This window comes from Pantoea sp. Cy-640 (assembly GCF_011752635.1).
GTDB lineage: Bacteria > Pseudomonadota > Gammaproteobacteria > Enterobacterales > Enterobacteriaceae > Pantoea > Pantoea dispersa.
In genome coordinates this window covers 402144-428023 of the sequence record NZ_VWXB01000001.1, presented here as the reverse complement: position 1 = coordinate 428023, position 25880 = coordinate 402144, and the positions used below count along the sequence as shown (strand labels likewise).

Here is a 25880-nt window from a genome sequence, read left to right as displayed (position 1 = left end):
GAGAAGCTATGAGTTCATCGTGTATAGAAGAAGTGAGCCTTGAAGAAAACCAATGGTTTCGTATCGTCCATGAATTACTGGAGCGGGCGGACATCCACATCAACGGCACACGTCCCTGGGATATTCAGGTCAGACATGCGGATTTTTTCAAACGGGTCCTGCAGGAGGGATCGCTGGGCCTCGGTGAAAGCTACATGGACGGCTGGTGGGAGTGTGAACGTCTGGATATGTTCTTCCACCGCGTGCTGAAACATCATCTGGATAAGCAGTTACCGCACCATTTTAAAGACACGCTGCGCATTGCTGCGGCGCGCCTCACCAATCTGCAGTCAAAGAAACGCGCCTGGATTGTTGGTAAAGAGCACTACGATCTTGGCAACGACCTGTTTTCACTGATGCTCGATCCGTTTATGCAGTACTCCTGCGGCTACTGGAAAAGCGCGGAAACGCTGGAGCAGGCACAGCAGGACAAGCTGGATATGATCTGCCGCAAGCTGCAGCTTGAGCCGGGCATGACGCTGCTGGATATCGGCTGCGGCTGGGGCGGACTGGCGGAATTCGCCGCGCGTCATTACGGGGTGAAAGTGCATGGCGTGACTATCTCTGCCGAGCAGCAGAAAATGGCGCAGCAGCGCTGTGCCGGTCTGGATGTGACCATTCTGCTGCAGGATTACCGTGATTTGAACCAGCAGTTTGACCGCATCGTGTCGGTGGGCATGTTCGAACACGTCGGGCCGAAAAACTATGCCACCTACTTCGATGTGGTTGATCGTAACCTGAAACCGGAAGGCCTGTTTTTGCTGCACACCATTGGGGCGATCAGAACCGACATGAACGTCGACCCGTGGATCGATAAATACATTTTCCCCAACGGCTGTTTACCGTCGGTACGGCAGATCGCCGATGCCAGCGAATCCCACTTCATCATGGAAGACTGGCACAACTTCGGCGCGGATTATGACACCACGCTGATGGCCTGGTACGAGCGATTCCAGGCGGCATGGCCGCAGCTGGCGGAGAAGTATGGCGAGCGTTTCAAACGCATGTTCAGCTATTATCTCAACGCCTGCGCCGGTGCGTTTCGCGCGCGCGATATTCAGCTGTGGCAGGTAGTTTTCAGCCGCGGCGCCGAAGGCGGTTTGCGCGTGGCGCGTTGATTTCCGGGCCAGGACAAAAGGCGCTTACCGCGCCTTTTTTATTCGCGATTACTCCGCGTCCGGCAGCGTTTGTGCCACCAGCGCGGCAGCCGCGGCATCACGCTGCGCCAGCACACGTTCGACGGTGTCGACAATCGCCTGGGTATGCGGATCGATTTCGATATTGACTCGGTGCCCCAGCTTCTTCGCGCCCAGCGTGGTGCGCTCCAGCGTTTCCGGGATCAGGTGCACGCAGAACTTACTTTTGGTGACATCACCGACTGTCAGGCTGATACCATCGATGCCGACGAATCCTTTATGCAGAATATATTTGATCTGCTCAGCGTCCTGTAATTTAAACCACACTTCGCGGTTATTCTCTGACTGGATAATTTTACAGATTTCGGCGGTGGTCATAATATGGCCGGACATCAGGTGTCCGCCAATTTCATCGCTGAATTTCGCGGCGCGCTCAATATTCACGATGTCACCTACCTGTAATTCACCGAGGTTGGTGATGCGCAGCGTCTCTTTGATGAGATCGAAGCTGACGCGATCGCCGTCAATGGCGGTCACCGTCAGGCAGCACCCGTTGTGCGCCACCGAGGCGCCCAGCGCCAGGCCGGGCAGCAGCTCAGCAGGCAAGCGCACGGTGTGGGTGCGGAACAACTCTTTTTCTTCAATGGCGACAATTTCTGCCGTGCCCTGCACAATTCCGGTAAACATAATTTCAGCCTCTGCGAAGTTTGTGGCAGTTTATCACAGCTTGCGCCGCAAGGTTTAATTTGCCGGCGCGCAAACTTTACACAAATGGCGCAACCAAATGCGATCAATGTTTGGCGGAAGTGCGGGCTACCGCTACACTAGGTCGCGCATTCTTTGGGGATTTCACCCCGCTCTCTTCTTAAATTACGCAGGTGATACGTGCAGAAGTATTTAACAGAAGCGCGTCAATTGCTGGCCCTCGCGATCCCGGTCATCCTTGCTCAGGTGGCACAGACCGCGATGGGATTTGTGGATACCATAATGGCCGGTGCGGTGAGCGCCACGGATATGGCCGCCGTTGCTGTCGGCACCTCTATCTGGCTTCCCGCCATTTTGTTTGGTCATGGTCTGCTGCTGGCATTGACGCCAACCGTTGCGCAACTCAACGGATCCGGGCGACGCGAACGCATCGCAGAACAGGTGCGCCAGGGTTACTGGCTGGCGGCGGGCGTGGCGCTGCTGATTATGGTGGTGCTGTGGAACGCCGGCTACCTGATTCACACCATGCATGACATTGATCCTCAGCTGGCGGCCAAAGCAGAAGGTTATCTGCACGCGCTGCTGTGGGGCGCACCGGGCTACCTGTTTTTCCAGGTGGCACGTAATCAGTGTGAAGGGCTATCGAAGACTAAGCCGGCGATGCTGCTGGGTTTCCTCGGCCTGCTGACCAACATTCCGCTGAACTATGTGTTTATTTACGGCCATTTCGGTATGCCTGCGCTGGGCGGCGTGGGCTGTGGCGTCGCCACCGCGTCGGTTTACTGGGTGATGTATCTGGTGATGCGCTTCTGGCTGAAGCGCATGCCGGCCATGCGCGATATCCGCATGCATAGCCGCTGGTCGCCACCGTCGCGCGCTATTCTGACGCGCCTGTTCACGCTGGGATTACCGGTCGCGCTGGCGCTGTTTTTCGAGGTCACGCTGTTTGCCGTGGTGGCGCTACTGGTGTCGCCGCTCGGCATTGTGAAAGTCGCTGGTCATCAGATCGCGCTCAACTTTAGCTCGCTGATGTTTGTGCTGCCGCTGTCGCTCGGCGTCGCCACTACCATTCGCGTCGGCTACCGTCTGGGCCAGGGCTCGGCCGAACAGGCCCGCATCGCCGCGTGGACCGGTCAGGGCGTGGGTATCACCATGGCGGCGATCACCGCGCTGTTTACCGTGACCTTCCGCCACGATATTGCCGCGCTCTATACCGCTAATCCGAAAGTGATTACCCTGGCGGCGCAGCTGATGCTGCTGGCGGCCATCTACCAGTTCTCGGATTCGATTCAGGTGATCGGCAGCGGTATCCTGCGCGGCTATAAGGACACGCGCTCGATCTTCTTTATTACCCTGATCGCCTACTGGGTGCTGGGGCTGCCGGTGGGTTATGTGCTGGCGCTGACCGACTGGGTGGTGGCACCGCTGGGGCCGGCCGGTTTCTGGTGCGGATTTATCGTCGGTCTGACGTCGGCGGCGGTGATGATGATCTGGCGCATCCGCCGTCTGCAGCGTTTACCGGCGCAGGTGATTCTGGCGCGCGCCGCGCGCTAAGTGGCTGAGCGGGCGTTTATTTGGCCCGCAATGGCGAAAAAAACGACGCATAGCACAGTTGCTGGTCAGTCGTCAGGAAAAATCACTTTTCCGCTTGCCAGCATCACGGCCTGCCGTTAATATTCGTCCCCGCTGTCGCCCTGACAGCGTGTTGCGCTCTTAGCTCAGTTGGTTAGAGCACCACCTTGACATGGTGGGGGTCGATGGTTCGAGTCCATTAGAGCGCACCAAGTGCGTCCGTAGCTCAGTTGGTTAGAGCACCACCTTGACATGGTGGGGGTCGGTGGTTCGAGTCCACTCGGACGCACCAGATTTCTGAAATGCGCTCTTAGCTCAGTTGGTTAGAGCACCACCTTGACATGGTGGGGGTCGATGGTTCGAGTCCATTAGAGCGCACCACTTTTGCTGTTATCTCCCTTGCGCAACTCGCTTTTCCTTGATCTGAGTCGGTTTTCTCCCTCTGCTTTTATATTGGTTTTCGCATACTTAGCGACTATACTATGCCGCGTTGTTCCACCTGAAAGGTTTCAGCGCTAACGTGCCTATGCCAGCCACTTACATCATTTGCGCAACGCCGTCGCTACGGTCTCTCCGCCCGGCGCATAACTTCTCTGCACGCTTAGCCGTCGTCACCTATTCTTACTTCTGTGTCAAACGTACCAACACCAAACAGATTTTTACTTCGGTGCCAGGCGCATCGAACCCCGACCTTTATCATCCATCACAACTTACAGAAATCTGACATGAAAAAGACCAAGATCGTTTGTACTATCGGTCCGAAAACCGAATCCGAAGAGATGCTGACTCAACTGCTGGAAGCGGGCATGAACGTCATGCGCCTGAACTTCTCTCACGGGGATTATGCCGAACATGGTCAGCGCATCACCAACATGCGTGCCGTCATGGAAAAAACCGGTCGCCAGGCCGCGATTCTGCTGGACACCAAAGGCCCGGAAATCCGTACCATGAAACTGGACGGTGGCAATGATGTGTCCCTGAAAGCTGGCCAGACCTTCACCTTCACCACCGATCAGTCAGTGATTGGTAACAGCGAGCGCGTTGCCGTTACTTACGCCGGTTTCACCGAAGACCTGAAAATTGGTAACACCGTGCTGGTCGACGATGGTCTGATCGGCATGGAAGTCACCGAAGTCACGGAAAACACCGTGGTGTGTAAAGTGCTGAACAATGGCGACCTTGGCGAAAACAAAGGCGTCAACCTGCCGGGCGTGTCCATTCAGCTGCCAGCGCTGGCAGAAAAAGACAAGCGCGATCTGATCTTCGGCTGCGAGCAAGGCGTGGATTTCGTTGCGGCTTCCTTCATCCGTAAACGTTCTGACGTGCTGGAAATCCGTGAGCACCTGAAAGCCCACGGCGGTGAGCACATTCAGATCATCTCCAAGATCGAAAACCAGGAAGGCCTGAACAACTTCGACGAGATCCTGGAAGCCTCTGACGGCATCATGGTCGCGCGTGGTGACCTCGGTGTGGAAATCCCGGTTGAAGAAGTGATCTTCGCCCAGAAGATGATGATCAAGAAGTGTAATAAAGCGCGCAAAGTGGTAATCACAGCGACGCAGATGCTGGATTCGATGATCAAGAACCCGCGCCCTACCCGTGCTGAAGCCGGCGACGTGGCCAACGCCATCCTCGACGGTACCGACGCGGTGATGCTGTCCGGTGAGAGCGCCAAGGGTAAATACCCGCTGGAGTCGGTCACCATCATGGCGACCATCTGCGAGCGTACCGATCGCGTGATGAAATCGCGCATCGATTCCCTGCAGGATTCGCGCAAGCTGCGTATCACTGAAGCAGTGTGCCGTGGCGCCGTTGAGACCGCTGAGAAACTGGAAGCGCCGGTGATTGTGGTGGCGACCGAAGGCGGTAAGTCAGCTAAATCCGTGCGTAAATACTTCCCGGATGCCACCATTCTGGCCCTGACCACTAACCAGACCACCGCGCGTCAGCTGATCCTCAGCAAAGGGATTGAAACGCGTCTGGTGAGTGAAATCGCCTCGACCGATGATTTCTACCGCATCGGCAAAGAGATGGCGCTGCAGAGCGGCTACGCGCAGAAAGGCGATGTCGTGGTGATGGTTTCGGGTGCGCTGGTACCGAGCGGAACCACCAACACCGCGTCGGTGCACGTACTCTGATCGAGCCGGTGATGTTTATTTAAAAGAGCGCCTTTCGGGGCGCTTTTTTTTATTCCGCGCCTGAGACAGAAAGCGGAAAATTCCAATCGATAATAACTATTCAATATCCCGCAGAATTAAGGTTAATCCGATTAAATCTCTCTGTTTTCGCTAAATATTTTCATCATGTTCTGCGAAACGCTGCTTCTTTGAGCGAACGATCAAATTTAAGCATGTTCTCATCAAAAATTTATTCTCAACTTAAAAAGCTTTGTGTAATACTTGTAACGCTACATGGAGATTAACTCAATCTAGAGGGTATAAATAATGAATCGTACTAAACTGGTACTGGGCGCGGTAATCCTGGGTTCAACTCTGCTGGCTGGTTGCTCAAGCAACGCTAAAATCGACCAGCTGTCTTCAGACGTTCAGACTCTGAACGCTAAAGTTGACCAGCTGAGCAACGACGTGAACGCAATCCGTTCTGACGTTCAGGCTGCTAAAGACGACGCAGCTCGCGCTAACCAGCGTCTGGACAACCAGGCTCACTCTTACCGTAAGTAAGAGTTCTGGTTTGAAAAATGGTGCCCTTGTGGCACCATTTTTTTTGTCCGGATTCTGCCGTCCGCTGGCCCTGAATCACGGTGTCGCAGCGGCTTCGCCCTGCGCCTGACTGATGGTGGCTTGCGCACCGCCTGTTGCCCCCTGCTGCGTCTGCAGTACCGCCGGCAGCGGCGTCGCCTCACTCACCGGTTCCCCACTGCTCACCAGCACCGGCATGCCTGAACGACGTTCAATCGCCGCCTTAATCAGCGCACTGTCGCTCTTCGCACTCTTTATAAAGGCTTTCAGCGGCGCGCTCAGCGCAATTGGCATGGTCTGCGGATCGTCATGTTCATTACGCGACAGCGGCTGGTGTACCTCAATGTAGCGTTTGCCGTCCGGCTCGATGGCATACTTGATCGGCTGGTTAATCACCTGCACGCGCGTACCCTGCGGCACGCTGTTAAACAGCGCTTCGATATCGTCCGGGCGCAAACGAATACAGCCAGAGCTGACGCGCATCCCGATGCCAAAGTCGGCGTTGGTGCCGTGAATCAGATACTGGCCGCTGCCGCGCGCCAGACGCAGCGCAAACAGCCCCATCGGGTTATCCGGCCCGGCAGGCACCATCGCGGGCAGCGTGATGCCCTCTTTGGCGTAGCGTTTGCGGATATTGACGGTGGGCGTCCAGGTGGGGTTAGGGATTTTCTGGCTGATACTCGTCACCATACTGGGCGTGGCGGCACCCAACTGGCCGATGCCGATCGGATAAACCACGACGCGATTTTCCCCTTTGGGATAGTAGTAGAGGCGCAGTTCGGCCAGGTTGATCACGATGCCTTCGCGCGGCGCATCCGGCAGCAGCATCTGCAGCGGCACGGTAAGCTGCGTTCCGGCTTTCGGCAGCCAGGGGTCGACGCCCGGGTTGGCTTCCAGCATGCCAAGCATGCCTATCTTATAACGCGCGGCAATGCTCTCCAGCGGCCGTTTGTCATCCGGGACGGTGGTCAGGGTGTTTTCGCCAATCAAACGGCTATCAGCGGCTGGCAGGGGGTATTTCGTAGCAAACGCAGGTGCAGACAGTCCGAAACAGGACAACAGCAATGCACCGGCTAAACGAAGCGCAGGTTTCATGCAATTTTCTCTTTGTCGGATGGAACAGACCCCGGTCATGGCCGGGGTCTGGAGAGTGTAACTTAGCTGAGAGACTGTGCGTTATGCCGGATCGCGCGAATCATCGCTTCCAGCCCCTGCGAACGCGAAGGGGTGAGGTGTTGCGTCAGGGCCAGTTCGCCAAACCAGTGGGCGACATCCAGTGCCAGAATCTCTGGCGCTTTCAGCCCCTGATACAGGCTAAATACCACAGCAATCAAGCCCTTAACGATGGCGGCATCGCTGTCACCTTCAAAAGCAATGGTGCCGTCTGCCTGTGGGGTCATGCGAATCCATACCTGACTCTGACAGCCGGAAATGACGTACTGCGGCTGATGCAAGCTTTCAGAGGATTCTGGTAATTTTGCCCCGAGTTCAATGATGTAGAGGTACTTCTCTTCCCAGTTGGCGCAACGATTGAAGTTGCGCACCAGTTTCTCTTTTTCTGGCAGGTTTGCCATGCATAACTCCTGAAATCTGCTCAACCGCCCAGCAGACGATGAATGCGCGTCAGACCAGCCGCCAGGCGATCGGCTTCCTCTTCGCTATTGTAGAGCGCGAAAGAGGCGCGACACATCGCTGGCACCGCATAATGACGCATCAGCGGCATGGCACAGTGGTGGCCGGTGCGGATGGCAATGCCGTACTGGTCGAGGAAGCTGCCAACGTCAAACGCGTGGTGCTTACCGAGGTTAAACGCCACCACACCGCTGCGCTCGGCCGGGCCGTAAATAACCAGGTCCGGCACCGACGCCAGCTTGTCCAGCGCGTAACGCATTAGCTGGCTCTCGCGCTGATGGATCGTCTCCAGACCGAGTTCGCTGATCCACGTCAGCGCCGCGCCGAAACCAATGATGCCGCCGGTGTTCGGCGTGCCGGCCTCAAAGCGCCATGGTGCGCCATTCCAGGTGGTGCCGGTGGGCAGCATGACCTGATCGATCATCGAACCGCCGCCTTCCCACGGCGGCATGATCTCCTGCAGCGCCTTACGCGCGTACAGCACGCCAATCCCGGTCGGCCCATAGATTTTATGGCCGGAGAACACGTAGAAATCGCAGCCGATATCCTGCACGTCAACGGGGTGGTGCATCACAGCCTGAGCGCCGTCTACCAGCGTCACCACGCCCGCGGCTTTCGCCTGCGCCACGATAGCTTTCACCGGGTTAACCGTGCCGAGCACGTTGGAAACGTGCGTCACGGCCAGCAGGCGCGTACGGCTGTCGATCAGCCCCGCCAGCTGTTCCAGCGCCAGCTCGCCGTTGTCGTTGAGCGGCAGAACACGGATTTCCGCGCCGGTGCGCTGGGCCACCATCTGCCATGGCACGATGTTGGCGTGATGCTCCATCTCAGTGACGATCAGGTTATCGCCCGGCTGCAGCTGACTGCCGCCCCAGCTGTTGGCCACCAGATTGATGCCTTCGGTGGTGCCTTTCACGAAGATAATCTCTTCCGGCGCGGCAGCATGCAGAAAACGCGCCGCCTGGGCGCGCACGTTTTCCATATCGCTGGTCGCCTGCGCGCTCAGCGAGTGAATACCACGGTGCACGGCCGCATAGCCGTGCTGATAGAAGTGACTTTCCGCGTTGATCACCGCGAGCGGGCGCTGTGCGCTGGCCGCGCTGTCAAGGTAGGCCAGCGGATGTCCGTTGACCTCACGACTCAGAATCGGAAACTCCGCTCTGACTCGTTCGAGATCGAAACTCATGACTCAACTCCCGGGAAACGGTCGGTAATACGTTGCAGTACCACCTGGCGCAGCGCGTCATCTTCCAGCGCTTCCGTCAGTTCAGCGGCGAAAGCATGGATGATCATCTGCTGCGCCGCGTCTTCGGCGATGCCGCGCGAGCGCAGGTAGAACATCTGCTCATCGTCGATGCGACCGATGGTCGCGCCGTGGCTGCACTTGACGTCATCGGCGTAGATTTCCAGCTGCGGCTTGGTGTCCACTTCCGCCAGGCGACCGAGCAACAGGTTGTTGTTGGTCATCTGGCCGTCAGTTTTCAGCGCGTGCTGTGCCACTTTGATGTGGCCGTTAAACACCGAGCGCCCTTTGTCACGCGAAATGGTTTTGTGCAGCTGGCGACTCAGGCAGTGGCCTTTGTTGTGCTCCAGATAGCTGCGCGTATCCGCCACTTCGCTGCCAACCGGCAGCACCAGGCTGTTCAGCGACAGCTGGGTGTTCTCACCGTTCAGCTGCACGCTGGTGTTGTGACGCGACAAACCGGCACCCAGCAGGAAGCTGGTGCTGCTCACCTGCGCGTCACGGCCAATCACGATGTCGTTGTGCGCAAAGTGGTAGCTGCTGCTCTCTTCAAACGCCAGCTTGGTATGCTTCAGCTGCGCATTGTCGCCCACGGCAAAGGTAAAGCGCGCGCCAGTGAAGTGGGCGCTGCCATTCAGCGTCACGTAATGCTCGATCACCTGCGCTTCCGCGCCGGACTCCAGCTCCAGATGGTGACGATGATGCACCGTGTTGAGCGCATCCGCCTGCCCGCTGGTAATGTGCAGCAGATAGAGCGGCTGCGCTGCAGCTTTGCCGCGCGGCAGACGAATCGAGGTCACCTCTTCCGCCAGACTTTCCGTCAGGTGCAGGAACACCTCCGGCTGTACCGCAGCCGGTAACGGACGTCGCTCAGCGGCACGGCTGTGCTGCACGTCAAACAGACCGGTGTCACGCGCGCTCAGCTCAGGCTGGAAGCGACCGTCGACGAACACCAGGCAAATCGCGTCCAGCGGCAGCGCCAGCGCAGCCACCTGCTCAGCGCTCACGCCTGGCGCTTCAGCCTGCACGAACTGCTGTGCCAGCAGGCTGTCCAGCGCGGTGTATTTCCAGTTTTCATGCTTGCGCGTCGGCAGGCCGACACGCATCAATTGCTGCCAGTGCTGCTGTGCCTGCAGCGAACGCTGTTCGCCGCGTGACTCAAACAGGTGATGCCACTGCTGCAGCGCGTTATCACTCCTGGTCGGTAAGCCAGCCATAGCCTTGCTCCTCCAGCTGTTTCACCAGCGTAAAGTCACCAGACTTCACGATTTTGCCCTGATACAGCACGTGCACGTGATCTGGCTTGATGTAATCCAGGATGCGCTGGTAGTGCGTTACGATGATGAATGAGCGCTTGCCGTCGCGCAGGCTGTTCACGCCTTCTGCAACAATTTTCAGCGCATCGATATCCAGACCAGAGTCGGTTTCATCGAGGATACACAGCTCAGGCTCCAGCGCCGCCATCTGCAGGATGTCATTACGCTTCTTCTCACCGCCGGAGAAGCCGACGTTGACGGAACGGGTCAGCAGATCTTCCGGCATCTTCAGCAGCTTGATCTTGTCTTCGATGAAGTCCTGGAAGTCGAAACGGTCCAGCTCTTCCTGCTCACGGTATTTACGCACCGCATTGACTGAGGTCTGCAGGAAAAACTGGTTGCTGACGCCCGGGATCTCGACCGGGTACTGAAACGCCATGAAGATGCCCTCACCGGCACGCTCTTCCGGCTCCAGCTCCAGCAGGTCCTTGCCTTTAAAGGTCACGGAACCGCCGGTGATTTCATAATCTTCACGACCGGCCAGCGTGGCAGACAGGGTGCTCTTGCCGGAACCGTTCGGGCCCATAATGGCATGCACTTCGCCCGGCTTAACCTCAAGGTTCAGACCGCGCAAAATCTCTTTGTCTTCAACGCTAACCTGTAAATCTTTAATGCTTAACATACTCTTTCCTTCACATTGCTTCCGGCAACGCGTGTGGCATCAGCCGACACTGTGCTCAAGGCTGATCGCTAACAGTTTTTGCGCTTCCACGGCGAATTCCAGTGGCAGCTCGGAGAAAACGTCTTTACAGAAGCCGTTGACGATCATCGAGATCGCATCTTCTTCGCTAATGCCGCGCTGCAGGCAGTAGAACATCTGATCTTCACCGATGCGCGACGTCGTGGCTTCGTGCTCAAGCTGCGCGCTGTTGTTGCGCGTTTCCACGTACGGGAAGGTGTGCGCACCGCAGTCCGGCCCAATCAGCATCGAGTCACACTGGGTGAAGTTACGCGCGTTAGTCGCAGTCGGCATGATTTTCACCAGGCCGCGGTAGGTGTTCTGGCTCTTACCGGCCGAGATACCTTTCGAGATGATGGTCGATTTGGTGTTTTTACCAATGTGAATCATCTTGGTACCGGTATCGGCCTGCTGGCGACCGCTGGTCAGCGCGACGGAGTAGAATTCGCCCACTGAGTAATCACCGCGCAGGATGCAGCTCGGGTATTTCCAGGTGATGGCTGAGCCGGTCTCGGACTGCGTCCACGACATCTTACTGTGCTCGCCTTCACACAGCGCACGCTTGGTCACGAAGTTGAGGATACCGCCCTCGCCTTCTCCGCCCGGGAACCAGTTCTGCACCGTGGAGTATTTCACTTCGGCGTTTTTGTGGATGATCACTTCGACGACCGCTGCGTGCAGCTGGTAGGTGTCGCGCACCGGCGCTGAACAGCCTTCGATATAGCTGACGTAGCTGTCTTCATCAGCAATCAGAATGGTACGTTCGAACTGGCCGGTTTTCGCCGCGTTGATGCGGAAATAGGTCGACAGCTCCATCGGGCAACGCACGCCTTTCGGGATGTAAACGAAGGTACCGTCGGACGCCACCGCCGAGTTGAGCGCAGCAAAGAAGTTATCGTTGTGCGGCACCACGGTGCCAAGATACTTCTGTACCAGCTCAGGATGATCGTGGATCGCTTCACCGAAGGAGCAGAAAATAATGCCCTGCTCAGCCAGCTTGTCACGATAAGTGGTCGACACGGACACCGAGTCGAAAATGGCGTCCACCGCCACTTCTCTGCCTTCACGCACCGGCACGCCCAGCTGGTTAAACGCGTCTTCCACTTCTTTGGTCAGGTAATCGCTGGAGGCGACGCTGCCGGACGTCTGGGTGGCACCCGGTTCAGAGGCACAGCTGTCATCGCAATTGCCGCAGGACGGCGCGGAATAGTAGCTGTAATCCTGATAATCGAGCTTGTCGTAGTGCGCTTTCAGCCAGTGTGGCTCTTCCATCTCCAGCCAGGCGCGAAACGCCTTGAGACGGAACTCCAGCATCCACTCGGGTTCGTTACGTTTGGCCGAAATGGCACGCACCACATCTTCATTGATGCCGTGTGCCAGTTCGTCGGTTTGCAACTGGGTGAAGAAGCCTTCTTTATAGTTCAGGCTGCCTTCCCAGGTTTGTACATCGTCAGATGCTTCGCTGTGTCGTGACATATTTCACTTACTCGACGCCAAAGCTTTCACCGCACCCGCAGGCGTGCTGAGCTTTAGGGTTGTTGAATTTAAAAATCTGGTTCAGGCCTTCGCGGACATAATCCAGCTCGGTACCGTCAACAAACGGCATCGCCTGAAGCGGCACAAACAGTTTTGCGCCATATTGCTCGAACTGCAGGTCGTCATCGGCAGGCGCTTTCACCAGGTCCATAACGTACCCAAAACCGGCACAGCCGGACTGTTTCACACCCAGTTTCAGGCCCTTAACTTCCGGATCCTGTTCCACCAGGCTGAGAATCTGTTTCGCTGCCGACTCGGTCAGCGTGAGCCCTTTCCAGACGAAATCGTCAGGTGAAAAAGACGCTGCATTTACTGATGACATAGTGCTACCTCGTAAGTCTGGGCCTTTTCAGGCTATCCCCCTATGGTAGTGATATCAGATATCACTTCAACCTCTTGTTTTGCAGGGATAATCATCTCGTGCTGTTTTTTGCTGCTGCTTTATTAAGCATAGTCCCTTCCCACCAGCTTGTGCGCGCCATTCCCGCGCGCGCCGTCAGAACGTAACCTGTTCATAAGCCGTAAATTTTCCAGTTCGCTTTTTACGTTTATGCTCTGATTGATAGGTTACGCCTTTGCTGGATGTAAAGAGATTGTTATTGCCGATTTTTGTAACAGGCAAAGGAAATCAATAAAATTTCACGGCGGGAATTGCATTCCTGGCGCGGTTTAATATGATAATGATTATCATTAACCTACTTTGGGTGGCGACATGACGCTTTCCGTCTCAGCCTGGTTACAACATAAAATCGACGAATATAAGTTTTCGGTCCGTGATATCACCGTCGACTTCTATCTGGCTCAGGCAAAGCTCAACCGCACCGATTGTTCCATTGAACAACTGCGTCGTTTTAACGATACCTGTCTCGACATGGCCGAAATCTGCCAGCTGAACGGCGACGATCACAGCTACCTGCACGCGATGGGCAAGCTGCACCACCGCTTAGTACAGGAGATGGGCAATGCCGATCGCGATCGCCTGTTCCGTATTCAGGCTTACCAGCTGGCGCGCCTGTCGCTGACCCGTTTGTGTCATCAACTGGCGCTCAGCGGCGACTGGGACCAGGCGACCCGCCTGCAAAGTGATTTCGTCCGCCACGCAGGCTGGATATTCTAATCCAGCTTTGTGACGGCTCCTACAATTTGTTTACATCAATTCCAGCAAAGCCTGTAGCGGATGGCGCATACCGTTGCCCTCGGCGCGTTTCACCTGGCTGCGGCAGGAGAAGCCGGTCGCCAGACAGCGCTGACGCGGCAGCTTCTGCAGTTGCGGATGCCACGACAGTTCATAAATGCCCAGCGAGTTCGCCAGGTTTTTACTCTCGTGACCATAAGTGCCGGCCATGCCACAGCAGCCCACGTTGATGTTCTCCAGCTTCGCGCCAAAACGGGCAAAAATAGCCTGCCACTGATTGGGCGTTGACGGCAGCGCCGTGACCTCGGTGCAGTGGGCAAACAGATACCAGGCTTCGCCGCTGGCGATCTGCTCCTCGCGCCCGGCCAGCACGCCGTGCAGCCACTCATGCACCAGCTGCACACTGAACGCGCCGCGCTGCTCGCCCAGCACCTGCTGATATTCGTCGCGATAGCACAGCACCGTGGCCGGATCGACACCGACCATCGGCACACCGAGCTGCGCCACCCGGTTGAGGAATTCAGCGGTTTTGCCGGCGGTGCGGGCAAAGCGCTGCAGAAAACCTTTCACGTGCTGCGCTTTCCCGTTAGGTGAGAACGGCAGTAGCACCGGCCGGTAGCCGAGTTTTTCAATCAGCCGGATGAAATCGGTCACCAGCTGCGCTTCGTAATAGCTGGTAAACGGATCCTGCACCACCAGCACGTGCTGTTCGCGCTGGGCCGCATCCATGGCTTCCAGCTGCTCCAGCGTGACCCGCATCGCCGGGTGGCCGCTCAGCTGCTGCTTCAGGCTCGGCGAGGAGAGCAGCGGCAGATCGACCATGCCGATGTGGCGCTGGCTGAGGTCGCGCATCCACGGCTGTTTCAGGAAGAAGTTGAACACCCGCGGTGCTTTTGCCATCAGCGGCGCATAGCTTTCAACCGACGCCACCAGATGGTCGCTGACCGGGCGCAGATAGCGGGTGTGATAAAGCTGCAGGAAGCGTGAGCGGAAGTTCGGCACATCGATTTTAATCGGGCACTGCGTCGAGCAGGCTTTACACGCCAGGCAGCCGGACATCGCTTCTTTCACTTCATGCGAGAAGTCATATTCGCCCTGCTTCGCATGCCACGAATTGCGCGTGCGCTGAATCAGACTGCGCAGGCTGGCGCCCTTTGCTGGCAAGGCCTGCTCCAGCTTAAGCGGGTCAACGCCCTGCTCCGCCAGCAGGCGCAGCCACTCACGTGTTAGCGTGGCGCGTCCTTTTGGCGAATGGATACGATCGCGGGTGATTTTCATCGACGGGCACATCGGGCTGCGCACGTCAAAGTTGAAGCACAGTCCGTTGCCGTTACACTCCATCGCGCCGCGCCAGTCATTGCGTACCGTCAGCGGAATCTGGCGATCCCAGCTGCCGCGCGTGGCGGCATCGACCTGCATCATGGGTTCGTCGTTACCCAGCGGCGTACAGATTTTGCCGGGGTTGAGACGGTTATCCGGATCGAACGCCGCTTTGATGCGGCGCAGCTCATTAAACAGCGTTTCGCCAAAGAATGCCGGACTGTACTGGGCACGGAAGCCTTTGCCGTGCTCGCCCCACAGCAGACCGCCGTAGCGCGCGGTAAGCGCCACCACTTCGTCCGAGATCTGCTTCATCAGCCTCTCCTGCTGCGGATCGCACATGTCCAGCGCCGGACGCACGTGCAATACGCCGGCATCCACGTGACCAAACATGCCGTAGCTCAGGCCGTGGCTGTCGAGCAGCGCACGAAAATCCACAATGTAATCCGCCAGATGCTCCGGCGGCACGGCGGTGTCCTCCACGAACGGAATCGGTTTGGCGCGCCCTTTAGCGTTGCCAAGCAGACCCACCGCTTTTTTACGCATGTTATAGATGCGCTCAATGCCCGCCAGATCGTCACACAGCTGATAGCCCATCACGCCGCCCTGCTGCTGCGCCATCAGCTCATCCAGCCGCGCGCACAGCGTGGTCACCTGCTGCGCAATCAGCGCCGCATCGTCGCCGGCAAACTCGACAATATTCAGGCCGAGCATCTCTTTGCCTGGCACATCGGTGATCAGCTCGCTGACCGAATGCCAGACGATATCTTCGCGCGCCAGGTTCAGCACTTTCGAATCCACTGTCTCCACCGACAGGGCCTGCGCCTCGACCATAAAAGGTGCATTGCGCAGTGCGGAATCGAATGAATCGTACTTAATGTTCACCAGCCGGCGCACTTTGGGAATGGGTGTGATATCCAGCCGGGCTTCGGTGATAAAGGCCAGCGTGCCTTCGGCGCCGCACAACAGGCGCGTCAGGTCGAAAGTTTGCAAATCATCACTGAACACATGGCGCAGGTCATAACCGGTAAGGAAGCGGTTCAGTTTGGGGAATTTTGCCAGAATCAGTTCACGCTGCTCGCGGCAGCGGTTAAGCACTGCTTTATAGATGCGCCCTTCAGCGGTCGGCGTCGTGGCCAGCTGTTCCGCCAGCGCGGTGGGCATGGCGCGCGTATCAAGAATTTCGCCGCCCAGCAGCACGGCACGCAGGCCTTCGACGTGATCGGAGGTTTTGCCATACACCAGCGAGCCCTGACCGGAGGCATCGGTATTGATCATGCCGCCCAGCGTGGCGCGGTTACTGGTCGACAGCTCCGGAGAGAAGAAAAAGCCGTACGGCCTGAGCCAGGCGTTAAGCTGGTCCTTCACCACGCCGGCTTCAACCCGCACCCAGCCCTGCTCGGTGTTGATCTCGAGGATGCGGTTCATGTAGCGCGACATGTCGACCACAATGCCCTGGTTGAGCGACTGCCCGTTAGTGCCGGTACCGCCGCCGCGCGGGGTAAACACCAGGCTGTTGAAACGCGGCTCACCGGCCAGTCGGGCGATCAGCGCCACGTCCGCCGTTGAACGCGGAAACAGCGCCGCATCGGGCAGGAGCTGATAGATGCTGTTATCGGTGGAGAGCGTGAGGCGGTCGGCATAGCTGGTCGCGGTGTCGCCGGTAAAACCTTGTTCTTTCAGCGACTGCAGGAATGTCAGCACCAGTTGAACGAGGCCTGGCGCCTGAGAAATCTGTGGGATCATTATTTCGTGACCGGGATGTTGTAAACGTTTGCGTGGTTAATTTTTTTCAGCTCTTGGTTGTATCACATTTTTTTGCCGCCCGCTGTTTTTTCAGGAAAACGGCCGCGTCGCGCTGCTTTTTCTGTTTAATTTTCAGGAAATAGATCATCATTGTGAAGGCGCCGCGGAGCGCCCTCCTGAAGGATTACTGAGGTCTGTGTTGTGATGAAAAGCCTGCAACGCGGTGTGGATCTACCGCAAATGTTGTTCTCGCTGATGTTTATTTTGCTGATGATCATTGCCTGTCTGTGGGTGGTGCAGCCGTTCATTCTCGGCTTCGCCTGGGCCAGCATGGTGGTGATTGCCACCTGGCCGCTGATGATTCGTCTGCAGCAACTACTGTGGGGTCGCCGTTCGCTGGCGGTGATTGCCATGACGATTCTGCTGTTGCTGCTGTTTATTATTCCTATCGCGCTGCTGGTCAGCAGCCTGATCGATAACAGCGCGCCGGTCATCGCCTGGGCGACCCAGCGCCATCTGGTGCTGCCGGATCTCGCCTGGCTGCGCGATATTCCCTATGCCGGACGCAAACTCTATTCCAGCTACCATAAACTGATCGACGGCGGCGGCGCAGCGATCATGAGCCAGGTCCAGCCTTATATTGGCCGCACCACCGGCTTCTTTGTCGCCCAGGCCGGACACTTTGGCCGTTTCATGCTGCACCTTGCCCTGATGCTGCTGTTCAGCGTGCTGCTGTACTGGCGCGGTGAGCAGGTTGGTCTCGGCATCCGGCACTTTGCCTACCGCATGGGCGGACGGCGCGGTGACGCCGCCGTGCTGCTGGCCGGTCAGGCGATCCGGGCCGTGGCGCTCGGCGTGGTGGTGACCGCGCTGGTGCAGGGCGTGCTGGGCGGCATCGGTCTGGCGATTTCCGGCATTCCGTATGCCACGCTGCTGACCGTATTAATGATTCTTACCTGCCTGGTGCAGCTTGGACCGTTGATTGTGCTGGTGCCGGCAATTATCTGGCTCTACTGGAGCGGCGACACCACCTGGGGCACGGTGCTGCTGGTGTGGAGCTGCGTGGTCGGCACGCTGGATAACGTGCTGCGTCCAATGCTGATTCGCATGGGCGCCGATTTACCGATGATTCTGATACTTTCCGGCGTCATCGGCGGGCTGATCGCCTTCGGTATGATTGGACTGTTTATCGGTCCGGTCGTACTGGCGGTCTCTTACCGGCTGGTTTCGGTGTGGATGCATGAAGCGCCGGCGCCGGATGACGATCCGGAAACGGCCATCGAAGCACTGGCCGAACACGAAGAGCCGCAGCCGTAACGCGCTTCCGGCGCATAACCGGGCTCTCAGCCCGGTTTGCTTATCCCCTTTTCCCTCTCCGCACCCAACGCGATTTGCATTAGTCAGCCGTGGTTAACACTCATTAATCCGTACCACTTAATTTCGCGGCACAATAATTTTTTCCATTAGTGATTTTTAAGAAAAAACGCACTTTTCAGCGTTTAAGCGCGATCGCACCGATAAAATGATTATTTTTCGCACTGATTCCTGTGCCGGATGGGTGATAAAACGTAATGAAAGATTATCAGCTTTAAACTAATAAGAGGATTCTTAAAGACGCCAGCGGCGGCGGTGAATAACATGTTCACTATGTTTTAAATCAAGCCACTGATTTTTAAACAACCTTTTTCCCCTGAGTAAAGTGAAGAATTGCTGTGTGTAGTCTTTGCCCATCCCCTGTGATGGGCTTTTTTTTGCCTGCAATTCAGCGATAAACAGAGCGGCCCGGCGGTGAACGCCGTCAGCGCTGGGTTTATGGCAATCTTAAGTGATGAAAAGTGGGATGGCATAACATACAGGTGCCCGACGATTGCCGGGCACCAGGCAGGTATAACAGATTACGCTTTGGCCGCGTCCAGCTCAGCGAGGCTCAGCCAGGTTTCCACTACGGTATCCGGATTGAGCGACAGGCTGTCGATGCCCTGCTCCATCAGCCAGGCAGCAAAGTCCTGATGATCGGAAGGCCCCTGGCCGCAGATGCCGACGTATTTGCCCTGCTTCTTCGCTGCCTGAATCGACATCGACAGCAGCGCCTTCACCGCATCGTTGCGCTCATCAAACAGCGCCGACACCACGCCGGAGTCGCGATCCAGCCCCAGCGCCAGCTGCGTCATGTCGTTGGAGCCGATAGAGAAGCCGTCAAAGTGCTGCAGGAACTGCTCTGCCAGCAGCGCGTTGGACGGGATCTCACACATCATGATCACCTTCAGTCCATTCTCGCCGCGTTTCAGGCCCTGCTTCGCCAGCTCGGCCACCACAGCCTCGGCCTGATCGACGGTGCGTACAAACGGCACCATGATCTCAACGTTGGTTAGCCCCATGTCGTTGCGCACGCGCTTCACGGCTTCACACTCCAGCGCAAAGCAGTCGCGGAAGCTGTCCGCCACGTAGCGTCCGGCGCCGCGGAAGCCCAGCATCGGGTTTTCCTCTTCCGGCTCGTAACGCTCGCCGCCGACCAGGTTGGCATACTCATTGGTTTTGAAATCCGACAACCGCACAATCACCCGCTTCGGCGCAAATGCCGCGCCCAGCGTGGCGATCCCTTCGGTCAGGCGCGCGATGTAGAACTCCACCGGATCGTCAAAGCCTTTCATCATCTGACCAATCTGCGCCTGCAGTTCCGGCGTCTGCTGATCAAACTCCAGCAGGGCTTTCGGGTGCACGCCAATCATGCGGTTGATGATGAACTCCAGACGTGCCAGACCAACGCCCTCGTTGGGCAGGCAGGCAAAGTCAAACGCGCGATCCGGGTTACCGACGTTCATCATAATTTTCAGCGGCAGATCCGGCATGGTATCAACCTGCGAGCTGGTGACTTCAAAGTCCAGCAGATCGTTATACACATAGCCGGTATCGCCTTCAGCGCATGACACCGTGACCTTATGACCGTCCTTCAGGTGCTCAGTGGCGTCACCACAGCCCACCACCGCCGGAATACCCAGCTCGCGCGCAATGATTGCCGCGTGACAGGTCCGGCCGCCACGGTTGGTGACGATCGCCGACGCCTTCTTCATGATCGGTTCCCAGTCCGGGTCGGTCATGTCGGTGACCAGCACATCGCCTTTCTCGATGCGGTGCATCTCGCTGATGTCGTGAATCACCTTCACTTCACCCGCACCGATGCGATGGCCGATGGCCCGGCCTTCCACCAGCACGCTGCCTTTGCCCTGCAGGCTGTAGCGTTCCATCACCTGTCCGTTGGAACGCACCGTTTCCGGCCGCGCCTGCACGATGAACAGTTTGCCGGTGTGGCCATCTTTGGCCCACTCAATATCCATCGGACGCTGATAGTGCTGCTCAATCAGCACCGCCTGGCGCGCCAGCGCCTGCACTTCGTCATCGGTCAGGCTAAAGCGGTCTCGCTGTTCCTGTTCCACGTCCTCAATGCGCACCTGTTCGCCGTGCTCCTGCGAATCGGCATACACCATGCGGATCTTCTTCGAGCCCAGCGTACGGCGCACAATCGCCGGGCGATTAGCGGCCAGCGTCGGTTTGTGCACGTAAAACTCATCCGGGTTAACCGCGCCCTGCACCACCATTTCGCCAAGACCGAACGCCGAGGTGATAAACACCACCTGGTCGAAGCCGGATTCGGTATCAATGGTGAACATCACGCCGGAGGAGGCGAGATCGGAACGTACCATGCGCTGCACACCGGCTGAGAGCGCCACGCCACGGTGGTCGTAGCCCTGATGCACGCGGTATGAAATGGCGCGATCGTTAAACAGCGAGGCGAATACGTGCTTCACGGCCACCAGCACCGCGTCGAAGCCCTGCACGTTAAGGAACGTTTCCTGCTGGCCGGCAAACGAGGCATCGGGCATATCCTCGGCGGTGGCCGAAGAGCGCACCGCAAAGGAGGCTTCGGCGTCATCAGCAGAAAGTTGTTCATAGGCGCTGCGGATCGCCGCTTCCAGCTCTGGCTGAAAAGGCGTATCCACCACCCATTGACGAATCTGTTTGCCGGCCTGCGCCAGCGCTGCAACATCATCAATATCCGTGTTGTCCAGCAATGCATAAATACGCTGGTTCAGTCCGCTTTGGTCGAGAAACTGATTAAAAGCGTAAGATGTCGTCGCGTAGCCGTTTGGCACGGATACCCCGAGCGACGACAAATTGGTAATCATTTCTCCCAGGGAAGCATTCTTGCCCCCTACCCGATCAACATCATGCATGCCAAGCTGGTTGTACCAGAGCACTAGCGACTGTTGGTCTTGATTGGACATTGAGATTATCCTTTTAAATGATTGGAGCACATGGAACATTTTGCTATTCGCCAAATCAGCCTGGCACAATCAATTAATAAAGACTAAGTGTTGAATCGTTAAAGCAGAAAATCAGCGTTAAAATCGGATTACTCCCCGAAAAGCGCCTTGTTGCGCAACGCAGCTATTTTTTGCCAACCTGTTGGCAATACGATATTTTTCACTTTTTCATGAGGTTAGCCGCGTTTTTTGTTGCGCAACGCTTGCCGTTTTTATTTTGCGCCCGCGCGGGCAAAAGCGAGAAATTAGCGCTGAATAACCTGGCATTTCATCTATGATGGGTAATCAGCGCAGCGTAAAAAATAGATTATTCGCCGGCCAGATATGGATATTTCATTTTACCCTTAGTGAAAATGAAATATTTTAGGCGATAATGTTACGCAAAAGTAAACAAAAGCATGAGGTCAACCATGAGCACTGAACGCAGCGTATTCTATATCTCTGACGGCACCGCCATCACCGCGGAAGTGCTGGGCCACGCGGTGCTGTCGCAGTTTCCGGTGAATACCAACAGCGTGACGCTGCCGTTCGTGGAGAATGTGCAGCGCGCCCAGGCGGTGAAAGCCCAGATCAATGCGCTCTACCAGCAGAGCGGCGTGCGCCCGCTGGTGTTTTTCTCTATTGTCACGCCGGAGGTGCGCGACATCATTCTGGAGAGCGAAGGCTTCTGCCAGGACATCGTGCAGGCGCTGGTGGCACCGCTGCAGAGCGAACTAGGCGTAGCCTCGATGCCGGTGGCGCACCGCACCCACGGCCTGACCGCCAGTAACTTAGGCAAATACGATGCCCGCATCGCCGCGATTGATTACACCCTGGCGCACGATGACGGTATTTCGCTGCGCGGGCTGGAAGATGCGCAGGTGATTCTGCTGGGGGTATCGCGCTGCGGCAAAACCCCGACCAGCCTGTACCTGGCGATGCAGTTTGGTGTACGCGCGGCTAACTATCCGTTCATCGCCGATGACATGGATAATCTGAAGCTGCCGCCTGCGCTGCGCGCCCATCAGCACAAGCTGTTTGGCCTGACCATCGATCCGGAACGGCTGGCAGCGATTCGTCAGGAGCGCGCTGAAAATACCCGCTATGCGTCAATGCGTCAGTGCCGACTGGAGGTCGGTGAAGTGGAAGCGCTGTTCCGCACCCATCAGATTCGCTATCTCAACAGCACCAATTACTCTGTCGAAGAGATCGCCACCAAAATCCTCGACATCATGGGCCTGCGCCGCAGCATGTACTGACCTCACCTGCCAGGTTGTAAAGCCTGGCTGCCGTCAGTAATGAATAGCCTTTTGATTTAGCTGGTTGAATTCACGGGCTAATGGTTTATTGTGATCATCATCACTTCCCGGTATTTCACCGCTGCGAAGAACAGATTTTTGAGAATCCCAATGAACAAAACTGATGAACTGCGCACCGCGCGCATCGGCACGCTGCTGACGCCGGCCGCGCTGGCGCAACAACACCCCATTTCGGCGGCGATTGCCGCTAACGTTACCGCCGCGCGTCAGCGTATCGCGCGCATCCTGACCGGTGAAGATCCACGCCTGCTGGTGATTATCGGCCCCTGCTCACTGCACGATCCGAAGGCCGCGCTGGAGTACGCAGAGCGTCTCAATCTGCTGCGTGAACAGCACAAGGACCGGCTGGAAATTGTGATGCGCGCCTACTTTGAGAAGCCGCGCACCGTGGTGGGCTGGAAGGGTCTGATTTCCGATCCGGATCTCGATGGCAGCTTCGACGTCAACCGCGGCATCGCTATCGCGCGCCAGCTGCTGCTGGATATCAATGCCATCGGCATGCCAACCGCCACGGAATTCCTCGATATGGTGATCGGCCAGTTTATTGCCGACCTGATCAGCTGGGGCGCGATTGGCGCGCGCACCACCGAGAGCCAGATTCACCGTGAAATGGCCTCGGCGCTCTCCTGCCCGGTGGGCTTCAAGAATGGCACCGACGGCAATGTGCAGATCGCGGTTGATGCGATTCGCGCCGCGCGCGTCAGCCATATGTTCCTGTCACCTGACAAAACCGGGCAGATGACGATTTATCAGACCAGCGGCAACCCGCACGGTCACGTGATCCTGCGCGGCGGGCGTCAGCCGAACTATCAAGCTGAAGATGTCGCCGCTGCGGCCGCCAACCTGCGCGACTTCAACCTGCCGGAACAGCTGGTGATCGACTTCAGCCACGGCAACTGCCTGAAGCAGCATCGCCGCCAGCGCGATGTGGCGCAGGACGTGGCGGCGCAGATCCGGGCCGGTTCGCGGGCAGTGGCAGGAGTGATGATTGAGAGTTTCCTGCAGGAGGGGAATCAGAAAGTGGTGAGCGGTCAGCCGCTGACCTACGGCCAGTCGATTACCGATCCGTGCCTCGGCTGGGATGACAGCGCGGAGGTGCTGGCGCTGCTGGCGGCTGCCGTGGACAGCCGCTTCTGATGCCTGCTAGCTGGAGCAGCTCACCTCCAGCGTTTTTCCCCACTCCGGCGGCCGCTGGCGCAGTTCCGGGCTGATGGCCGCCTCGTTAAACGGCTGCTGCAGCGCCAGATGTAATCTGGCCAGCGCCGCCGTTTCCCCCTGCTCAACCTCATCGATCACCTGCTGGGCCAGATAGTTGCGCAACACCAGCGCCGGGTTAGCCGCTTTCATGACTGCCTGACGCTGCGCATCGCTGACGCCATCCTGCAGCAGGCGCTGACGATAGCCGTGATACCAGCGGTCAAAGGCGTCACGGTCGATAAACTCATCGCGCAGCGGTGAACGCGTCTCTGCCTGCTGCGTCTCGCTCAGCAGGCGGAACGTCAGGGTGTAATCGCTGTGCTCTGCGGTCATCAGCGCCAGCAGGTCAGTGAGGATGGCGTTATCCCCCGCATCGGCGGTCAGCAACCCGAGCTTCGCGCGCATTTTTTCGCCCCACACCCGCATCAGCTCGTTCTCGTAATGGCTGAGCGCCTGTTTCAACTGCTCAGTGCTCAGCAAACCGGACAGCGCATGCGCCAGGCGGTTGAGATTCCACAAGCCGATCATCGGCTGGTTGCTGAAGGCGTAGCGCCCCTGATAATCGCTGTGATTACAGATGAAATCCGCATCGTAGTCATCAAGGAAACCGTAAGGCCCGTAATCGAGCGTCAGGCCGAGGATCGACATATTATCGGTGTTCATCACGCCATGCGCGAAGCCGACGCTCTGCCACTGGGCAATCAGGCTGGCGGTGCGTTTGACGATATCGGTAAACCACAACAGGTAGCGATCGGCCTCCTGCTCCAGCTGCGGCCAGTGATGATGAATCGCGTAGTCCGCCAGCTGGCGCACTTTCTCCGGCTCGCCGCCGTAATAGAAATGCTCGAAGTGACCAAAGCGCAGATGGCTGTCGGCGATGCGCATCAGCATCGCGCCGCGCTCGCGGGTTTCACGCTGGACCGGTTCGTCGCCAATGGCCAGCGCCAGCGCGCGCGTGGTCGGGATGCCAAGATGGTGCAGCGCTTCCGAGGCGAGAAACTCGCGCACGCTGGAACGGATCACCGCGCGGCCATCGCCCATGCGTGAATAGGGGGTCAGGCCCGCGCCTTTCAGATGCCAGTCAAGTTTGCGGCCGTCGGCCAGTTGCTGTTCGCCCAGCAGCAGACCACGTCCGTCGCCCAGCTGGCCAGCCCACACGCCAAACTGGTGCCCGCTGTAGACCTGCGCCAGCGGCGACATGCCGGGAAGTAACGCTGCGCCATACCACACGCCGTGGCCTTTGCCAGCAAACAGCGCGGCATCCAGGCCCATCTCCTGCGCCAGCGCGGCATTGTGATAACACAGCCGGCCGCCGGCAAGCGGCGTTGGGTCCAGCGCGGTGTAGAATCCCGGCAACGTCTGCTGCCAGCTATTAATAAATTGCATCGACACTCCGGAAGGTGCGCAACGATGCGCCACCCGCATTGCGTTTAAAGATAAAGCGTAGTCTACCGTCGGGGTGACGGAGAAGACAGATGAAAGGTTACTGCTGTGAAGGCGTGGTGAGCGTGACGTGCGGATAGATGAGATCGCTTAACCGTTCCGCTTTAACCACCGGGAACAGGCTGCCCTGCAGCTGCGCGCCGCTCAGGGAACTGACTTTCTCCAGCAGGGCATTATCGTCAACGCCACAAATAATTATTTGCGGGGCGTAAGCGGAAAAATTATCGATAACAGTCTGAATAAATGGCGTAAATGAGGCACGTTTCGCCAGTGCATGAATAAACGCTTTGTCCATTTTTAACACGCTAAACAGATTTTCGTATACTGCCGTAGCCGGTGCTTTTCCTGACCCAAATTGAGAAAGCGATAAGCGAAATTCCTGTTGCAGGCGTGCTAACAGCGGCTGCTTTTTGCCAGCCGATAATTGCGGAAACGTTTCACTGATATCCAAAACAATAAAGGGAAGTTGTTTAAATTTCCTTAAGAGAAACTCACTGGCCAATAGCGTCGTGGCCATAGATTCATCAATACGAACCAGCGCGATAATTTGATGTAACTCAAAAAAGTCACGGTACTTTTCCAGCAGCACTAACTGGCTCTGCAGCAAACGTAATTGCTGGGCATCGTCAAGCTGCGGCAACAGCAAGTCCTGCGGCAGCGTAATCGGCGCACTGTCATGAACAAACTGGGTGACCAGCTCAACCGCAGTCAGCTGGCCCGCCAGGGAATAGGCAGGATAAAACCAGGTTTCCGACTGATAGTCGGCAGATAAATGGACTTTCATTTTTTACAGCCAGATGCAGTGGCAATTGGCGCATCGTATATCAATGAAAACGGTCAGGCAATAGGACCAAACGTTAGA

Annotated in this window: 20 protein-coding genes, 3 tRNA genes and 1 other RNA gene; 12 read left to right on the top strand and 12 right to left on the bottom strand. The window is 57.2% G+C overall.

The annotated features are described in order from the left end of the window. Positions 1–8: 8 nt before the first annotated feature. The gene (cfa, locus tag F3J36_RS02100) at positions 9–1157 is read left to right on the top strand and encodes a cyclopropane fatty acyl phospholipid synthase (RefSeq protein WP_166718743.1); all 1149 of its coding nucleotides are present in this window, start codon (positions 9–11) and stop codon (positions 1155–1157) included. A gap of 48 nt (positions 1158–1205) precedes the next feature. On the opposite strand, the gene F3J36_RS02095 is transcribed toward cfa, so the two are convergent. Continuing rightward, complete coding sequence (locus F3J36_RS02095; protein ID WP_088515860.1) at positions 1206–1862, bottom strand: riboflavin synthase subunit alpha; 657 nt, start codon at positions 1860–1862, stop codon at positions 1206–1208. A gap of 198 nt (positions 1863–2060) precedes the next feature. On the opposite strand from F3J36_RS02095, the gene F3J36_RS02090 reads away from it, so the two are divergent. The 6 genes from F3J36_RS02090 to F3J36_RS02065 all read left to right on the top strand — a co-directional run bounded on the left by F3J36_RS02090 (position 2061) and on the right by F3J36_RS02065 (position 6133). Continuing rightward, complete coding sequence (locus F3J36_RS02090) at positions 2061–3434, top strand: MATE family efflux transporter (RefSeq protein ID WP_166718742.1); 1374 nt, start codon at positions 2061–2063, stop codon at positions 3432–3434. A gap of 153 nt (positions 3435–3587) precedes the next feature. Continuing rightward, positions 3588–3664: transfer RNA gene (locus tag F3J36_RS02085), tRNA-Val, on the top strand. A 3-nt stretch (positions 3665–3667) separates the two neighbouring features. Next, a tRNA-Val gene (locus F3J36_RS02080) sits at positions 3668–3744 on the top strand. Between the two features lie 12 nt (positions 3745–3756). Then, positions 3757–3833 (top strand) — tRNA-Val (locus F3J36_RS02075). Positions 3834–4177: 344 nt separating this feature from the next. Then, the gene (pykF, locus tag F3J36_RS02070; protein ID WP_021506226.1) at positions 4178–5590 is read left to right on the top strand and encodes a pyruvate kinase PykF; all 1413 of its coding nucleotides are present in this window, start codon (positions 4178–4180) and stop codon (positions 5588–5590) included. 306 nt (positions 5591–5896) lie between these two features. After that, positions 5897–6133 (top strand): major outer membrane lipoprotein, encoded by a 237-nt coding sequence (locus F3J36_RS02065; RefSeq protein ID WP_007374746.1) that lies wholly within the window; start codon positions 5897–5899, stop codon positions 6131–6133. A 75-nt stretch (positions 6134–6208) separates the two neighbouring features. On the opposite strand, the gene F3J36_RS02060 is transcribed toward F3J36_RS02065, so the two are convergent. From F3J36_RS02060 to sufA, 7 genes are all read right to left on the bottom strand, one after another. Next, positions 6209–7246: a L,D-transpeptidase family protein gene (locus F3J36_RS02060; RefSeq protein WP_166718741.1), complete on the bottom strand. Its 1038-nt coding sequence runs from the start codon at positions 7244–7246 to the stop codon at positions 6209–6211. Positions 7247–7308: 62 nt separating this feature from the next. Then, a complete protein-coding gene (sufE, locus tag F3J36_RS02055; protein ID WP_021506228.1) occupies positions 7309–7725 on the bottom strand; it encodes a cysteine desulfuration protein SufE in 417 nt (138 codons plus the stop codon). A gap of 20 nt (positions 7726–7745) precedes the next feature. Continuing rightward, positions 7746–8969 carry a cysteine desulfurase SufS gene (gene sufS / locus F3J36_RS02050; RefSeq protein WP_166718740.1) on the bottom strand — a complete coding sequence of 408 codons (1224 nt, stop codon included), beginning with the start codon at positions 8967–8969 and terminating at the stop codon, positions 7746–7748. Continuing rightward, a complete protein-coding gene (gene sufD, locus F3J36_RS02045; protein WP_059012320.1) occupies positions 8966–10243 on the bottom strand; it encodes a Fe-S cluster assembly protein SufD in 1278 nt (425 codons plus the stop codon). Before sufD ends, sufS begins: the two co-directional genes overlap by 4 nt. Then, a complete protein-coding gene (gene sufC, locus F3J36_RS02040) occupies positions 10218–10964 on the bottom strand; it encodes a Fe-S cluster assembly ATPase SufC (protein ID WP_021506231.1) in 747 nt (248 codons plus the stop codon). Before sufC ends, sufD begins: the two co-directional genes overlap by 26 nt. A gap of 39 nt (positions 10965–11003) precedes the next feature. After that, the gene (sufB, locus tag F3J36_RS02035) at positions 11004–12497 is read right to left on the bottom strand and encodes a Fe-S cluster assembly protein SufB (RefSeq protein ID WP_021506232.1); all 1494 of its coding nucleotides are present in this window, start codon (positions 12495–12497) and stop codon (positions 11004–11006) included. Positions 12498–12504: 7 nt separating this feature from the next. Then, positions 12505–12879 (bottom strand): Fe-S cluster assembly scaffold SufA, encoded by a 375-nt coding sequence (gene sufA, locus F3J36_RS02030; protein ID WP_058776260.1) that lies wholly within the window; start codon positions 12877–12879, stop codon positions 12505–12507. A 390-nt stretch (positions 12880–13269) separates the two neighbouring features. Here sufA and F3J36_RS02025 point away from each other — a divergent pair, with 390 nt between their 5' ends. Continuing rightward, positions 13270–13674 (top strand): hypothetical protein, encoded by a 405-nt coding sequence (locus F3J36_RS02025; RefSeq protein ID WP_021506233.1) that lies wholly within the window; start codon positions 13270–13272, stop codon positions 13672–13674. 30 nt (positions 13675–13704) lie between these two features. Here F3J36_RS02025 and F3J36_RS02020 read toward each other — a convergent pair whose 3' ends face one another. Further along, positions 13705–16758, bottom strand: a complete 3054-nt coding sequence (locus F3J36_RS02020) for an FAD-binding and (Fe-S)-binding domain-containing protein (RefSeq protein ID WP_166718739.1) — start codon at positions 16756–16758, stop codon at positions 13705–13707. 204 nt (positions 16759–16962) lie between these two features. On the opposite strand from F3J36_RS02020, the gene ydiK reads away from it, so the two are divergent. Next, the gene (gene ydiK, locus F3J36_RS02015; protein ID WP_021506235.1) at positions 16963–18075 is read left to right on the top strand and encodes an AI-2E family transporter YdiK; all 1113 of its coding nucleotides are present in this window, start codon (positions 16963–16965) and stop codon (positions 18073–18075) included. Positions 18076–18405: 330 nt separating this feature from the next. After that, positions 18406–18513: antisense sRNA RprA (gene rprA / locus F3J36_RS02010), an RNA gene on the top strand. Positions 18514–18653: 140 nt separating this feature from the next. Here the strand turns inward: rprA and ppsA are convergent. Continuing rightward, the gene (ppsA, locus tag F3J36_RS02005; RefSeq protein WP_088515864.1) at positions 18654–21041 is read right to left on the bottom strand and encodes a phosphoenolpyruvate synthase; all 2388 of its coding nucleotides are present in this window, start codon (positions 21039–21041) and stop codon (positions 18654–18656) included. A 449-nt stretch (positions 21042–21490) separates the two neighbouring features. On the opposite strand from ppsA, the gene F3J36_RS02000 reads away from it, so the two are divergent. Together F3J36_RS02000 and F3J36_RS01995 are read left to right on the top strand one after the other, a co-directional pair. After that, positions 21491–22318, top strand: a complete 828-nt coding sequence (locus tag F3J36_RS02000; protein ID WP_021506237.1) for a pyruvate, water dikinase regulatory protein — start codon at positions 21491–21493, stop codon at positions 22316–22318. Positions 22319–22468: 150 nt separating this feature from the next. Next, positions 22469–23515, top strand: coding sequence for a 3-deoxy-7-phosphoheptulonate synthase (locus F3J36_RS01995; RefSeq protein WP_166718738.1), 1047 nt, complete (start codon positions 22469–22471; stop codon positions 23513–23515). 6 nt (positions 23516–23521) lie between these two features. Here the strand turns inward: F3J36_RS01995 and F3J36_RS01990 are convergent, their stop codons facing one another. Together F3J36_RS01990 and F3J36_RS01985 are read right to left on the bottom strand one after the other, a co-directional pair. Continuing rightward, positions 23522–24961 carry a YdiU family protein gene (locus tag F3J36_RS01990; RefSeq protein WP_166718737.1) on the bottom strand — a complete coding sequence of 480 codons (1440 nt, stop codon included), beginning with the start codon at positions 24959–24961 and terminating at the stop codon, positions 23522–23524. 97 nt (positions 24962–25058) lie between these two features. Then, entirely contained in the window at positions 25059–25802 is a 744-nt protein-coding gene (locus tag F3J36_RS01985; RefSeq protein ID WP_166718736.1) for an EAL domain-containing protein, read from the bottom strand. Positions 25803–25880 lie beyond the last annotated feature (78 nt).

What these genes read in the sequence shown, in the direction of transcription:
- F3J36_RS02020 (WP_166718739.1), bottom strand. Translation starts at nt 16,758, where the DNA reads ATGATCCCACAGATTTCTCAGGCGCCAGGCCTCGTTCAACTGGTGCTG.
- sufD (WP_059012320.1), bottom strand. Translation starts at nt 10,243, where the DNA reads ATGGCTGGCTTACCGACCAGGAGTGATAACGCGCTGCAGCAGTGGCAT.
- sufB (WP_021506232.1), bottom strand. Translation starts at nt 12,497, where the DNA reads ATGTCACGACACAGCGAAGCATCTGACGATGTACAAACCTGGGAAGGC.
- sufA (WP_058776260.1), bottom strand. Translation starts at nt 12,879, where the DNA reads ATGTCATCAGTAAATGCAGCGTCTTTTTCACCTGACGATTTCGTCTGG.
- F3J36_RS02025 (WP_021506233.1), top strand. Translation starts at nt 13,270, where the DNA reads ATGACGCTTTCCGTCTCAGCCTGGTTACAACATAAAATCGACGAATAT.
- pykF (WP_021506226.1), top strand. Translation starts at nt 4,178, where the DNA reads ATGAAAAAGACCAAGATCGTTTGTACTATCGGTCCGAAAACCGAATCC.
- sufE (WP_021506228.1), bottom strand. Translation starts at nt 7,725, where the DNA reads ATGGCAAACCTGCCAGAAAAAGAGAAACTGGTGCGCAACTTCAATCGT.
- F3J36_RS02065 (WP_007374746.1), top strand. Translation starts at nt 5,897, where the DNA reads ATGAATCGTACTAAACTGGTACTGGGCGCGGTAATCCTGGGTTCAACT.
- F3J36_RS01985 (WP_166718736.1), bottom strand. Translation starts at nt 25,802, where the DNA reads ATGAAAGTCCATTTATCTGCCGACTATCAGTCGGAAACCTGGTTTTAT.
- sufS (WP_166718740.1), bottom strand. Translation starts at nt 8,969, where the DNA reads ATGAGTTTCGATCTCGAACGAGTCAGAGCGGAGTTTCCGATTCTGAGT.
- F3J36_RS02095 (WP_088515860.1), bottom strand. Translation starts at nt 1,862, where the DNA reads ATGTTTACCGGAATTGTGCAGGGCACGGCAGAAATTGTCGCCATTGAA.
- sufC (WP_021506231.1), bottom strand. Translation starts at nt 10,964, where the DNA reads ATGTTAAGCATTAAAGATTTACAGGTTAGCGTTGAAGACAAAGAGATT.
- ppsA (WP_088515864.1), bottom strand. Translation starts at nt 21,041, where the DNA reads ATGTCCAATCAAGACCAACAGTCGCTAGTGCTCTGGTACAACCAGCTT.
- ydiK (WP_021506235.1), top strand. Translation starts at nt 16,963, where the DNA reads ATGAAAAGCCTGCAACGCGGTGTGGATCTACCGCAAATGTTGTTCTCG.
- F3J36_RS02060 (WP_166718741.1), bottom strand. Translation starts at nt 7,246, where the DNA reads ATGAAACCTGCGCTTCGTTTAGCCGGTGCATTGCTGTTGTCCTGTTTC.
- F3J36_RS01990 (WP_166718737.1), bottom strand. Translation starts at nt 24,961, where the DNA reads ATGCAATTTATTAATAGCTGGCAGCAGACGTTGCCGGGATTCTACACC.
- F3J36_RS02000 (WP_021506237.1), top strand. Translation starts at nt 21,491, where the DNA reads ATGAGCACTGAACGCAGCGTATTCTATATCTCTGACGGCACCGCCATC.
- F3J36_RS01995 (WP_166718738.1), top strand. Translation starts at nt 22,469, where the DNA reads ATGAACAAAACTGATGAACTGCGCACCGCGCGCATCGGCACGCTGCTG.
- cfa (WP_166718743.1), top strand. Translation starts at nt 9, where the DNA reads ATGAGTTCATCGTGTATAGAAGAAGTGAGCCTTGAAGAAAACCAATGG.